General features: G+C 33.6%; 14 protein-coding genes. All 14 read right to left on the minus strand.

Annotated elements, in window-relative coordinates; translation table 11 throughout:
- Positions 1-42 precede the first annotated feature (42 nt).
- The 14 genes from J0J69_RS07755 to rpmE all read right to left on the minus strand — a co-directional run bounded on the left by J0J69_RS07755 (position 43) and on the right by rpmE (position 14050).
- On the minus strand, positions 43-645 hold the full coding sequence (locus J0J69_RS07755) for a thymidine kinase (protein ID WP_055244332.1): 603 nt from the start codon (positions 643-645) through the stop codon (positions 43-45).
- 177 nt (positions 646-822) lie between these two features.
- Positions 823-1722, minus strand: a complete 900-nt coding sequence (locus J0J69_RS07760) for a S66 peptidase family protein (protein WP_237297210.1) — start codon at positions 1720-1722, stop codon at positions 823-825.
- Between the two features lie 14 nt (positions 1723-1736).
- On the minus strand, positions 1737-2918 hold the full coding sequence (locus J0J69_RS07765) for a M20 metallopeptidase family protein (RefSeq protein WP_055275246.1): 1182 nt from the start codon (positions 2916-2918) through the stop codon (positions 1737-1739).
- Positions 2919-3060: 142 nt separating this feature from the next.
- Positions 3061-5436, minus strand: coding sequence for a GGDEF/EAL domain-containing response regulator (locus J0J69_RS07770; protein ID WP_212723378.1), 2376 nt, complete (start codon positions 5434-5436; stop codon positions 3061-3063).
- Positions 5437-5554: 118 nt separating this feature from the next.
- Positions 5555-6316 (minus strand): MerR family transcriptional regulator, encoded by a 762-nt coding sequence (locus J0J69_RS07775; RefSeq protein WP_055244781.1) that lies wholly within the window; start codon positions 6314-6316, stop codon positions 5555-5557.
- A gap of 111 nt (positions 6317-6427) precedes the next feature.
- Entirely contained in the window at positions 6428-6793 is a 366-nt protein-coding gene (locus J0J69_RS07780) for a proteasome assembly chaperone 4 family protein (protein WP_070100350.1), read from the minus strand.
- Between the two features lie 27 nt (positions 6794-6820).
- The gene (locus J0J69_RS07785; protein WP_212725894.1) at positions 6821-7564 is read right to left on the minus strand and encodes an ABC transporter permease; all 744 of its coding nucleotides are present in this window, start codon (positions 7562-7564) and stop codon (positions 6821-6823) included.
- The gene (locus tag J0J69_RS07790; protein WP_055244786.1) at positions 7561-8322 is read right to left on the minus strand and encodes an ABC transporter ATP-binding protein; all 762 of its coding nucleotides are present in this window, start codon (positions 8320-8322) and stop codon (positions 7561-7563) included. Before J0J69_RS07790 ends, J0J69_RS07785 begins: the two co-directional genes overlap by 4 nt.
- A gap of 20 nt (positions 8323-8342) precedes the next feature.
- Positions 8343-9305, minus strand: a complete 963-nt coding sequence (locus J0J69_RS07795; protein WP_055244788.1) for an ABC transporter substrate-binding protein — start codon at positions 9303-9305, stop codon at positions 8343-8345.
- Positions 9295-9885 (minus strand): UbiX family flavin prenyltransferase, encoded by a 591-nt coding sequence (locus J0J69_RS07800; RefSeq protein ID WP_212725895.1) that lies wholly within the window; start codon positions 9883-9885, stop codon positions 9295-9297. Before J0J69_RS07800 ends, J0J69_RS07795 begins: the two co-directional genes overlap by 11 nt.
- A gap of 10 nt (positions 9886-9895) precedes the next feature.
- Positions 9896-10768 carry a UbiA-like polyprenyltransferase gene (locus J0J69_RS07805; protein WP_055244792.1) on the minus strand — a complete coding sequence of 291 codons (873 nt, stop codon included), beginning with the start codon at positions 10766-10768 and terminating at the stop codon, positions 9896-9898.
- Positions 10755-12575 (minus strand): menaquinone biosynthesis decarboxylase, encoded by a 1821-nt coding sequence (locus tag J0J69_RS07810; RefSeq protein WP_212725896.1) that lies wholly within the window; start codon positions 12573-12575, stop codon positions 10755-10757. The genes J0J69_RS07805 and J0J69_RS07810 overlap by 14 nt, the downstream gene beginning before the upstream one ends.
- A 613-nt stretch (positions 12576-13188) precedes the next feature.
- Positions 13189-13467 (minus strand): hypothetical protein, encoded by a 279-nt coding sequence (locus tag J0J69_RS07815; protein ID WP_256637853.1) that lies wholly within the window; start codon positions 13465-13467, stop codon positions 13189-13191.
- 373 nt (positions 13468-13840) lie between these two features.
- Entirely contained in the window at positions 13841-14050 is a 210-nt protein-coding gene (rpmE, locus tag J0J69_RS07820) for a 50S ribosomal protein L31 (RefSeq protein WP_055244798.1), read from the minus strand.
- Between the last annotated feature and the right edge of the window lie 121 nt (positions 14051-14171).

Here is a 14171-nt window from a genome sequence, read left to right on the forward strand (position 1 = left end):
ACCGAAATATAATTATATTGTCAATCATTTATCTTAATTTTTTTATTTTTTTAAACCTAAACAATCTGGACGATCTTTTATCTCATGACAGTGACGGCAACGTGGTTCATATGCTTCTTTAGCTCCGACTTGAATAATTGGATCAAAATATGAAGCAGGTTGTCCATTAATTAATCGTTGTGAACGTGTCGCAGATGCTCCACAAACACTACAAATAGAGGTTAACTTAGTCACGAACTCTGCTTTTGTTAATAAAGCTGGCATTGTTCCAAATGGTTCACCACGGAAATCTTTATCAAGGCCTGCAACAATCACACGAATTCCCTTATCTGCTAAGTGTTCAACCACTTCAACGATAGTTTCTTCGAAAAATTGCACTTCATCAATTGCAACAGCATATGTATCGTCTTTAATGTAATCTAAAATCTCAATTGGGTGTTCAATCGCGATTGACGGCATTTTTAATCCACTATGTGATACGACTTCGTCGTCACTATAGCGATTATCAATAGCTGGTTTGAATAAGCAATATGAACGGCGCGCAAAGTCTAAACGCTTTAAACGACGGATTAGCTCCTCAGTCTTTCCTGCATACATACTACCACAAATTGCTTCTACCCAACCTTCTTGTCGAACATCATACATACTATGAAACCACCTTTCATCCTATCCTACATTTCTCTATGTTTTCTATCAAAATTTGAACATCTTGATAATTATAACAGATACTTCTTTTAAGATTCAAGCCAACCTTTTAATTTCCAAATTATTTCCCGCGTATACAAAAAGCGATAAAATCAGTTAGGATTTTATCGCTTTTTCTTATTGGCAAGTACATCCTTGTTGGATAGATAAACTATTTGTTTGAGGATTTAAAGTAACATAAGCACCTAGTGGAAGGGTAATTAGTGGGTTACAATGTCCACTTGGAATATTGTAGGCAATCGGTTTATGACAAGATGTTAGTGTGCGTTTAAGTAACTTGTCTGTTTCTTTTTTATCATAAACATTGAAGTCACCTAAAATAATTCCCGCTGCATCGTTTAGCTTTCCACTATATTTGAGTTGCATGAGTAATCGGTCAACCGCATAAACAGGTTCATTAACTTCTTCGATAAATAAAATTTTTCCTCGTGTATCAATTTCATAAGGGGTTCCGAGCGTCGAACAAATAATCGTCAAATTTCCCCCAACTAAAATTCCGGAAGCGGGACAAACGGTTTGATTATAATACGGAACATCAATCATATCAAAAGTTGTCTCTCCCATAATAGTTTCTAAAAAATGATTAGTCGTTGTTTCATTTTTAAGGAGAAGATCTTTTAGCATGGGGCCATGATAGGTGATCAGATGATGGTATTGATTGAAGAAAAGGTGCAAGTAAGTAATATCACTATAACCGATAAATGGTTTCGGATAGTTTTCAAATTTGAAGTTTTTAAAGTATGGAATAATCCGATTACAACCGTATCCGCCCCTCATACAAAGGATAGCATCGACTTCATCATCTGCAAACATCATCATAATATCTTCTGCTCGTTGGCGATCCGATAATCCTGCTAAGTAACCTTTTCGTTCAAAGCAACTAGGAGTGATGATTACATCAAAACCCATTTCTTTTAAAACTTCCTCTCCTTTAAAGACGGTTTCTGCTTCTAATGGTCCTGCCGGTGCCACGATTGCTATTTTCCCTCCCATTTTTAATGGTTTTGGTTCAATCACGCTCTCTTCCCCCTTTATTGTTCTAGCAAATGAAGTGCTGATAACACTTGTAAACAAACCCCGATTTTAATGGCTTCTTCATCCACATCGAATGTATTCTCATGCAAAGCTGCTTGAATTCCTTTATGAGGATTTGATGTTCCTAAATTATAAAAGCATGATGGAACAGCCTCCGCAAAATACGCAAAATCTTCAACCCCAAGACTTGGATGCTCCATAATAATTACATTATCTTCTCCAAGTAGCTTCCTTGCGACATGAGCAACAGCATCTGTAATGGCGTGAGCATTAATAAGTGGTGCATAGCCTTCTTCAATACGAACATCTGCACTTCCTCCAAAAGCTTTTGCAGTGTTTTCTGCAACTTCAATGATCCGTTTTTTCATAAAAACACGTGTCGTTTGATCAAGGGTGCGTAATGTTCCTTTAATTGTGACTTGATCACAAACAATATTCCCAGCCGTTCCTCCCTCAATAATCCCCAAACTAAGAACAGCTGTTTCAAATGGAGATAAGTTACGACTAATCAGACTTTGCAATGCCGTAATGACATGTGCCGAAATTAAAATTGCATCGATTCCATCTTGTGGATAGGCTCCATGTGCTTGTTTTCCATTAATGCTTATGATAATGGTGTCACTTGCCGCATGACACTTTCCATAATGAAATCCTACCTCACCCACATTTAAAGTTGGACGAACATGAAGTCCTAATACATGATTGACTTTCGGGTGTTCCAGACATCCTGCTTCAATCATTGGTTTAGCTCCACCTACTGTTTCTTCAGCTGGTTGAAAAAAAAGTTTAACATTCCCTTTAAACTCTTCTTTTAGCTGTTGAAGGATATAAGAAGCCCCTAATAAAATTGTTGTATGAACATCATGTCCACAAGCATGCATTTTTCCTGGTATTAATGAGGCATATAGTGCCCCTGTTTTCTCTTCAATGGGAAGAGCATCCATATCTGCTCGTAACCCAATTGTTTTCTCTCCCGGATTTCCCTCAATTAAGCCAACGATGGCTGTTTCTCCAATAAGTTGGGTTACTTTTATATTCCACTGTTGTAAATAGTCTAAAACTAACGCCGATGTTCGGTATTCCTCTAGACCTAGTTCAGGATGTTGATGTAAGTCGCGACGAATAGCAATGAGTTGTGGATAAATGGTATCGACCATTTCCTTAACTTTTTGATACATCTCTAATCCTCCTATATACTATAAGATAATTCATTATATGAAATCACCTTGTTAAAAAATGTATAGTCAACTCATTATTTTTAAGTGTGGTTAAAAACAAAAAAAAGTAGAAAATCTTCAATTAAGATCTTCTACTTTTTGTTTATTTAATTAATAATAAAGCATCTTCTTTTGAAATAGGTTTTGAGAAATAATACCCTTGGATATTATCAATATCCATCTGTTTCAGTATTTCTAATTCCTCTTCATTTTCAACACCTTCTGAAATGACGGGTAATTGTAACGAATGTGCAATATCGATAATCAGTCGGACAAGGCTTTTAAATTCATCTTGCTTCCCCATCCCTTTAATAAAACTACGATCAATTTTCACCTTTGATAAAGGCAAATTAATTAAATAGTTCAATGATGAGTAGCCTGTTCCAAAATCATCAAGTGAAATAGTGATTCCTAAATCTTTTAGTTCACGTATTTTTTTAATATTCTCATTAATATTTTGCATTAAAACAGTCTCTGTAATTTCAATTCCAATATAGTTCGGATTAACATTTGCTTGTTTAATCAGTGATTTAAAATTATCCACAAAGTTATCATTCATAATTTGTAACGCAGAAATATTAATTGAGACAACGATTGGATTTTCTCTATTTTGATTAATTTCGTTAGCAAATTCAAAAGCTTGAAGACAAACATATGCACTAACTTCCTCAATTAATCTTAATTCTTCAATCAAACGAATAATCTCAATGACAGGAATATGTTTATATCTTGGATGATTCCATCTGAATAATGCTTCAAAACCGACTAATTCTTTATCAACTGTATATTGGGGTTGGTAAAATAGATTGATTTCCTTATTTTGAATCGAGTGTCTTAAATCATATTCCATTTGTAAATTAAATAATCGCTCACGTTCAAGGTCATCTGTATAAATAACATACTGATTTTTTCCTTTTTCTTTTGCTTTATAAACCGCTAAATCCCCTTTTAACAAAATCGTTTCAACATCTCCTGACGAGCATTCATTTCGAACCACCCCAATACTCACTGAAACAATGTTAGCATACTCGCCTCTACTAAATTCTGTTCGCATCTTATTTAATAAAAGATCTAGCTTTTGAGTTAATATCTCATCGCTAATTTGTTCCCAAATAACAACAAATTCATCTCCACCTACACGGGCTACAAAAGCATCGTCACAAATATTAGCGAGTTTTTCTGCAATATGAACTAAAGCTTTATCTCCCACATGATGACCAAAACTATCATTTAACTTTTTAAAGTTATCTAAATCGATAAACAAGACAGTCAATGGAATATTTTTATTGGCTAGATCATTTTCAAGATAATGATATAAACTACGACGATTTTTTAAGCTTGTTAAAAAGTCAGTATAAGCTAATGTTTTAATATGTTCTTGAGTTTGAATGATATCTGTAATATCTTTCATTACCCCAACAATTCCAATCATTTGTTCCTGAATATCAAAGACAGGAGCTTTATAAATTTCTAATGTACGTTCATTTCCCTCAATCATTATTTTTCGAATAAATACTTTGCTCTCAAGGGTATCCATTATTAAATGATCTTCTTCTATACATCCTTCACTTAATGCATGTTCATAACAAGTTCGTCCGATAATTTCATCGCGTGTTAATTGACATAAATTTAGAAAGTTCGTATTCACATCAATATAAATTCCATTCATATCTTTTAAGAAAACAGCAAATGGAATATTTTCTAAAATGATTGAGAGTTTAGTATCTTTATTTCTAAGTTCTGTAATATCTCGAGCAATCCCAATCGTACCAATAACATCTCCCATTTCATCCATAACTGGGGCTTTATAAATATTAAATTGACGATATCCTTTTTTACCAGGAATAATTTCATCAAACATAATTTGTCGACGTTCGTTCATCACAATTAAATCAAATTCACGACAACGATCTCCGATTTGCCCATCCCAAACGAATTGATCGTCTCGACCATGAATAGTTTCATCATCTTTTCCCGAATGTTCTCTAAATTCACGATTCACGGTAATATAGTGACTTTCTTTATCTTTGAACCACGCCATATACGGAGTATTATTTAATAACGCATCAAATTGTAACTCTTTATTTTTTGACATTTTAAATGCGTCAATTAAATTTAAGTTATTTTGAATTCTTAACTTTAACATTTCTTTTGTATAAGGTTTCACAATATAATCAGAAATTCCTGCCTCAATACAGTCATTTAACTTTTGCATGAATTCTTGATTAATGCACATTAAAATCGGAATATTCTGATTCATTTGATGTCTAATTTGACGAATCATTTCGATCGAATCATCTAACTCACTATTATCTATAATGATAAAATCATATTCCTTTACGTCATGATTTCGAATATTCTGATAGGTTTTACAATTTAAACTAATTTGTTCTTGATGTTCAATAAACAAATCATCTAACATTCTCTCTATTTCATTGGTTTTACTTAAAATTAAAAACCTAATTTTTTTATACTCCATACCTCTTCCTCTTCTTTATTAATCTTAGTATCTATTATAAACAAAATCAGAGTTAAAGAGAATGTTTCATAAAAAAACCATAAAAAAAGACAGAACTTTTATTCTGTCTGATTTGCGATTATTTCGAAGTATAGTATAAAATTGCATCGCATAAAAATTGAGTTGCACCCGTTTCAACTGCATCATCATAATATGCGGTAAAACGTTCATCAGATACATACATTTGAGCTAGTCCAGCATGAGCTTCCCGACTATAACTTGGCCATGTATAGCCTAGCCATTGATGATGTAATTTTGCGACTTCTTGTGCTAATTCACCTTGAGGATTATTTGTCTTCATAGCTATTGCTAATTTTTCTAAAATTTGTTGTCCTAATTCATTCATCTGATTAAATTCTTCTTCGCTTAAATTGGCGAATTGTTTGTTAGAACGGTTAATTTTTTCATCTCCATATTTTTCACGAATTTCTTTTCCGTATTTTTGTTCATTTTCCTTAATCAATTGTTGTTTTAATCCTTGGAATTTTTCTTTGTTTGTCATTGGTTTCTCTCCTTTTTTCATGGCAATCGTTGATTGAACATTGTGAATAAGTAAATCAATTTGTGCACGTTTTTCAAGGAGTTTTTGATAATGATCATTTAAAGCATCTAGCTCATCATACGATGGATTTAAAAGAAGCTGTTTAATTTCATCGATTCCAACCTCGAGCGCTCGATAAAAGAGAATTTGTTGCAGACGATCGACTTCTTTTTGACTATAAATACGATAGCCTGATGAATTAATCCGAGCTGGTTTTAAGATTCCAACTTCATCATAATAACGCAAAGTTCTTGTGCTAACGCCAGCCAAATGAGCTAACTTTTGAATCGTATATTCCATGGTCATCCCTCCTTGTAGATTTATCATAATCGTTAACGTAACGTAAAGGTCAATAAATGATTTTAAATTTCACAAAAAAACTGTCTTTATTAAAAAGACAGCTCTTTCCTATTATGCTAAAACACTTAATAGTTCATTGATAATATCATCTAATAATTCACTTAATTGGAAAATTTCCTCTTTCTTAATGTCTTGAATATGAATACCACAACTAACGACAATGACTTTGTTTAACTGTTTGGCTAATTGACGAGCCACTCTTAATGCAAACTCATCTTCTTTGTGCCCAGGTACCGTCATTAATGAGACCGATGATGTCTGAGTAAGTGGATCATGAGGTAAAGTGATAGGAATTCCTAAAGCAACAGCTCCAATATGTGGTTCATCTCCGCCAAAGATACATATATTCAAATCATTGCCTATTTCTTGAATCTTAACACTGATTTTATGCTGATGAAATAACTTTGATAACTGCATCAATTTCAATCTCCTTTTTCTAAGCATTTATTGTTTTTTCCATTTACAAAATCGATTCTCTAATAAATCAATAATAATAAATAAAGAAACTCCTATAAGACTAAGTATCAGAATACCTGAATACATATCAATGTAATTAATTCGTGACCAAGCATCTTGAATAAAATAGCCCATTCCCTGCTTTGTCCCATAAGCCTCCACAAAAAATAAAACAGATAGGGCGGTTCCAAGTGTGACGCGAATGCTCGTTAAGAGTTCTGTTAAAATCGCGGGAAAGGTCACATGATAAAACAATTGTAATGAGCTGGCTCCTAAGCTAATAAGTGAGTGATAGTTTTCTTTTGAAACATTAATGACCGCATCACGAACTGAGACAATCATTTGAAAAACGGTAATTAAAACAATAATCATAATTTTCGAGTTATCCCCAAGTCCATAAATGGTCATAACGACTGGTAACAAAGCTGTTTTAGGAACAGGATAAACAAAATAGACAAGTGGGTTGAATAGTTTATTCATACTCGGAAAATATCCCATTAACAACCCAATGATCGTTCCAATCAGAAAAGAAATGAACATTCCTAGAAATAAACGATATAAACTCGCAATAATATGAACCTCAAATCTATTTTGTAACAAAGTAGGTAAATGTACGTAAATTTTATCGGGTGTCGGTAACACGCGAGAATTCATGATCAACGCTAATAGATACCAAATAAAATTGAACAAAATAAACCCTTTAGCTAAATTCCACATTTTTTTAAAAATCATGACTCTTCTATCCACCCTTTCTTAATCAGTTGCTTTAAATGAGCATATAGGTGTGGATAATCTGAATGATTACGATAGTCCGTTAAATGAAATAGCGGATTATCTATGATTTTAACAATCTGACCCGGGTTATTAGATAAAACCATAATTTTTTTTCCCATATATAACGCCTCATCAATGCTATGAGTAACGAAGAACGTATTAATTTTAGATTCGCTCCAAACATCTAAAAAGAGTTGTTGTGCTTCTTCTTTAATGATTGCATCTAATGCTGAAAAAGCTTCATCCATCAAAAGAAGATCAGGCTCCATTAAATAACTCCTAACAATCGCAACACGTTGTTTTTGTCCACCACTCAATTCATGAGGATATCTCTTTTTTAAATGATCAATATTAAGACGTCTCATCATCTGATCCATTTTTTCTAGTGTAGAAGAAGTGATTTTCTCTTTTTTTATCTTAAATGAAAGTAGACAGTTCTCTTGTACTGTTTTCCACGGTAAAAGTCCAAAGTTTTGTGGAATTAAGCCGATTTTATGCGAATGAGGGTTAAGTACCTCCTGATTTAGGAGGACTTCACCCTCATGAGTCGTTATAATCCCAGATAAAACTTTAAGTAAGGTTGACTTTCCACAACCTGATGGACCAATAATCGCACAAATTTCATCACGATTCATGGTGAAATCAAGCTGATTTAGAACTTGAGTCGTTCCCTCTTTACCTTGATAGAAAACAGATAAATTTTTTATCTGTATCATACAGGTTCTCCTTCATCTAGTTATTTTGTCGCAACGTTATTTAAGACATCTTTTGCTGTAATATCTTTTGTTAATAACCCTTTTGCTGTTGCCCAATCAAATACTTTCTGAACCTTTTCTACATCTGGTAAGTAGTTATGTTTGAATTTTGGCAAAATGATGTTTCCACGAGTTTCTTCAGAATAACCAACTGTTTTAATGACAGCATCTTCATACTCGCTAATGTCTGTTGAATTAATATAATCTACAGCTTTATTATAAGCATTATAGAATCCTTGAATAGCTTGTGGATATTGTTCAATGACACTGTTTAAAAATGCAGTTACTGAAATCATGATATCTGTATTGTGAATTGTTTCAATTTCAACTGCACCATCGGCAATCGCTGTTTCATTAAATGGTGCTGGTAAGATAGCGGCATCAATTTGATTATTTCTTAATGCTTCTAAACGTGCTGGCATGGCAGGAATCGCGACTTTTTCAAAATCTTCTGCTGCAATTCCATTTAATGTAGTAATATCATCTGCTAAATATTCAATCATTGTGTTTTCAGAGATTCCGATTTTTTTACCTTTTAAATCTTCTAATGAGTGAATGTTTGATTGCTCTGTCGCTACTAATGTCCAGTATCCATTTGTTGCACCCGTAATTTGCATATCCATATCTGAGTTTTGATAAATTGCAATCGCTGTTTCATCTGCTAATACACCATCTAATTGCCCTGCCTGTAATGCCGCATCGCGGTCTTTAGCTGCGTTAAATAACTCTAAATTAACCTTAATTCCTTCTTCTTCAAAATAGCCATTTTCTTGTGCAATAACGAATGGAATCGTATCGATAGACCCCATAGCCCCAAAATTCAAAGTTACCGCTTCTCCTTCTTGTGAAGTTGATGCTCCTTCTGACTTATCTGATTGACATGCCGTTAATGTTAAACCAGCAGCCACAGCTAATGTTGTAACCAATAAATTTTTAATCTTCATATTTTGTATCCTCCCATTTCTTAAATAATTCATGTTTGATTTTTAAATAACTTAAAATTTTTCCGACAACGAAGTTAATGAGATCATCCATCGTTTGTGGATGATGATAAAAACCAGGCATTGCGGGAATAATTGTTGCACCTACCTTTGATAGACGGCACATATTTTCTAAATGAATCGTATTTAGGGGTGTTTCTCTCGGAACAATAATTAATGGACGTGATTCTTTTAAGGCAACATCTGCTGCACGACATAATAAGTTAGATGATAACCCATGACTAATTTCAGCCATTGTTCCCATCGAACAAGGTAAAATAATCACCGCATCAAAACCATATGATCCACTAGCCACACCAGCAAATAAGTTATTATTATCTTCTAATTTCAGATTAGAGTACTGTTGTTGCATTTCAGTAATCCAGTCTTCTAAATTTAAAGAAAGTTCATAGTTAAAGACTTTTTTTCCTGTATCTGTAGCAATGACATGAACTAAAATTCCTTGCTCTACTAATACCTCTATCATACGCTTCGCGTAAATACTTCCACTTGCTCCTGTAATTCCAACAACAATTTTTTTCATGATGTCTCTCCTAAATTAAACAATCTAATACACCCGTGATTAAAAAGACAATACTAATCACCTGATTAATACTATAAGAAGCTACTTTTACATTTTTTAAATTATCTGGTGCTACTAATTTATGTTGGATGATAAATAAAACAATATTAATCGTTAATCCAGCAAAATAAATGATTCCTAGATCCGGTGATAAAAGACCAATCACAATTAAGAAAGCAACAGCTAAGATATGAAAGGCGGATGAAATATGTAAGGCATTTTTGACTCCAAATCGTGCTGGAATCGAATGAATGCCATTTTTAACATCAAAATCGTAATCTTGTGCACCATAAATAATATCAAATCCCGCTACCCATAGCGTATTAGCTGCCCCCATTAAAAGAGGAATCCATGAAATAGTTCCAGTTACAGCTAACCATGCCCCAACAGGTGCTGCTGCAGAAGTTACACCTAAGACTAAATGACATAGCCAAGTAAATCGCTTCGTGTATGAATAAATCGTCATTAAAAAGAGCGCAATTGGGGATAAAATTAGACAAATCGTATTTAACTGCGCTGCTGCGAACACCATGATGGCAAAGCAAATCACAACAAAAATGATGACTTCCTTTTTATTCATTAATCCTTGTGGAATCTGGCGGGTTGCTGTACGAGGATTTTTCGCATCAATTTCAGCATCAATGACACGATTTAAGGCATTTGCCCCCGTACGAGCTGACAGAAAGGCAATTAAAACCCAAAAGATTATTTTAAAACTCAAATGACCTTGCCCAGCTAATAACATGGAAATAAGAGCAAAGGATAATGAAAAAATCGTATGTGAGAACATGACTAAAATTCCATAGTCATTAACTTTTTTATAAATCTTTTTAGTTAATTCCATACTCGCTCCATCTCCTTGTGACTTTTTCTTTAATTTCATCAGACATAACAATATCATTTGGCCATTGACGAGGATGCTGATCTAAGGTTGTCTTTTTGGTTGCATCAATTCCAACTCGATGACCAAAGTTTTGATCTGACACTTCAACAATTTCTAAATCTCGTTTAGCATCGATATTATTAAAGACCTTCCATGCCACTTTAGAGGTATCTTTTGCATCGACATCTTCATCTACGACAATTAAGAATTTGTTAAACGCCATTTCTTCTTGATTCCATAGTTCATGCATTAAGTTTTGGACATCTCCTGACTGTTGTTTTTTCATAGAAACAATTAGGCATCCTTGAAGGACTCCCTGTAAAGGATAATCAAAACTTTGAATTTGAGGATGAGTTTCAAGATAAGAAGTGAAATCTTTCTGCTCAGCTATCTTCCACTCCACCATCTTGCCTTCTACTTCAAATTTTCGTGTAGCATCAACACCTAATCGATAACCATAATGATCGGTCGCTGATGAGTGGTCTAATGCATCTAATGGGCCTTGTGAGAAGACTAAATCTTCTTTAAGATCTAAAGTTTTAAAGATGTGATTTGCGACCATTTTCGTATCATGAGGGTTAATGTCTTCATCCACAACAATGATCATTTTAGCATACATCATCTGTCCCATCCCCCATAGAGAATTCATTACTTTCTTTCCATGACCAGGGAATCGCTTTTTAATAGAGACGATGACGCAGTTATGAAAGACACCTTCAAAGGGTAGAGAGTAATCCACAATCTCAGGATAAATCATTTTTAAAAGCGGTAAAAATGCTCGCTCAGTTGCTTTACTCATATAACAATCTTCCATCGGTGGTCGTCCAACAATTGTTGCTGGATAAATCGCATCTTTTTTGTGTGTGATACACGTGACATGAAAGGCTGGATACATGTCAGCTAATGAATAATAGCCCGTGTGATCACCAAATGGCCCTTCTAATCGTAACGCTTCATTGACATCAACATATCCTTCAAGAATAAATTCTGCATCGGCTGGAACATAGATATCACTCGTAATCGATTTAACCATTTTGACTGGACGTTTTCGTAAATAACCTGCAAACATCATTTCATCAATCATTTTAGGTAATGGAGCAATTGCCGAGAAGATAATAGCTGGATCACAACCAATCGCAACTGAAACTGGCATTTTTCCACCTAACTGGCGATATTTATCATAAATTTCGCGACCATCTTTATGCCAATGCCAATGCATACCTGTCGTATTTTTGTCAAAAATCTGCATCCTGTACATTCCTGTATTTTGAACTCCAGTGTCTGGATCCTTCGTCATGACTAATGGTAAGGTAAAGAATCGCCCTCCATCTTCAGGCCAACATTTTAAAACCGGTAAGGTTGAGAGATCTGGATGATGTTCAATGACTTCTTGGCAAGCCCCTTTCATCGGTAATTTCCAAGGAAAAACAGCTAAAAGTCTCATCAAATTTGGAATTGACCGAATCAGACTCGGAATCTTTATATAATTTTGCATATTAATTAAGTTGGCAATATCTCGCTCTAAATCATCTAGCTCATTTACACCAAGTGCCCAACTCATTCGATCATCACTTCCCATCGAATTAATTAAGACAGGATAGTTTGATCCTTTTACATTTTCAAATAACAATGCGGGTCCGTACTGTTTTGAAATTCGATCTGTAATTTCTGTAATTTCTAATTCTGCATCGACCTCTGCTGTAACCTTGACTAATTCTCCTCTTTTTTCTAAGAGGTTCATAAACGATCGAATATCTTTAAATGCCATTATTTCCTCCTCAAACTTTTTATTAATTCTCCTCTTGAAACTTTTATTTTTTCTCTCCTTTTCAAAAGAAAAAATATAGTTCAAATAGTTCATTTTTCACCACAAACTCTATTATAAAATCTCTTGTATCAAAATTTCTACATTTTATTACAGATTATAATAAGCAGTTTTTAAATAATGGAATTTTTTATGTAATATTCCAGATAGATTCTAATAGAATCATAACTGACGAATTATTTTGTCGAACTTTGTATAACGTAATTTGAATTGAAAACGAAACCAAATTCGAACATCCCCCTATCAAAGATAATTATTTTTCTTCATCATAAACATCTATCATTGACTACTATAAAGAACATTAGATGAATTTAATTTATTTTTATCTATATACATGGCGAAAAGCTTTTAACATGATTTGAAAGAACTCTTATCATAGAGATTGCTTTGATATAAGTTCCTTTCAGAATCTTTTTACTATAGCTAGTATATAAGAAAAACCATCAATTAGATTTCGCCATATATAGAATATAAAAAAGAAGAAATTGACTTAACACAATTTCTTCCTACTATTTATAGTTAGTCTACCAATCAGCTTTATGTTGAGATGATTCCCTTACTCACTCTGAGTCATTAATTCAATTCGAATTAATAATTCACTCAAATGATCTTCGGTAACATTATAAAAACACCCTTCTTCATCTCGATAAAACCATGGTGAATTTAAATCATCTACATAGGCAATTCTATCGTATAGATGGTTCCAATGCATCAATTCTCCCTTTGATTCACGTAAAATCAAATCTTGAAGACGTTGTTGTGACCATAAATATTCAGAAACAACTCGCTCTATTTTCTTTGATCCATCGATTACTCCATGAATAGCATCTTCCAACTTATTCTCTTTAATTAGCCTCTGGATATCTCTCATCATATTTAACACCATTTACTTCCTTTCCATTATTATTGTTCAGCTTTTCATTCTATTGTTCTCTCATCATCTATGAAGTAAGTAAAAGTCAAAATCAGCAATACATAAGATAGTCCTAGTTTGAACATTTTTCAACTAAATATTCCCTAATACAGGATATTTTAATTCTTTTTTCCAATCATTGATTTAAACAAATAGAGCTTTTGGCCTATGCCAAAGCTCTTTCTCTCTCTGTTTTTAAATCAGTTTATGTTAATTATTAAAATCTCCTCAGGTTGTTAAATTAAAATAAATAAAAAAAAAACACCACACAAATGGTGGTGTTTCAAAATCAAAACTATTTAGTGTTGATTCCGTATTTTTTGTTGAAGCGTTCGATACGTCCATCAGCTTGAGCGAATTTTTGACGTCCTGTGTAGAATGGATGACAGTTTGAGCAAGTGTCAACACGAATTTCTTTCTTAACAGATCCGCTTTCGAATTCGTTTCCACAAGTTGTACATACTACGTTAATACGGTTGTATTCTGGATGGATTCCTTGTTTCATTCTAGTTCACTCCTTCGGCCCTGATTAATTGATTAATCAGAGAAAGTCTATATAACAATAGAATTATACTAAATTTATAGTACTGGTGCAATAAAAATTTTCATGAATCGATCAATTAAAA

The sequence above is a fragment of the Turicibacter bilis genome (genome assembly GCF_024499055.1).
GTDB lineage: Bacteria > Bacillota_I > Bacilli_A > MOL361 > Turicibacteraceae > Turicibacter > Turicibacter bilis.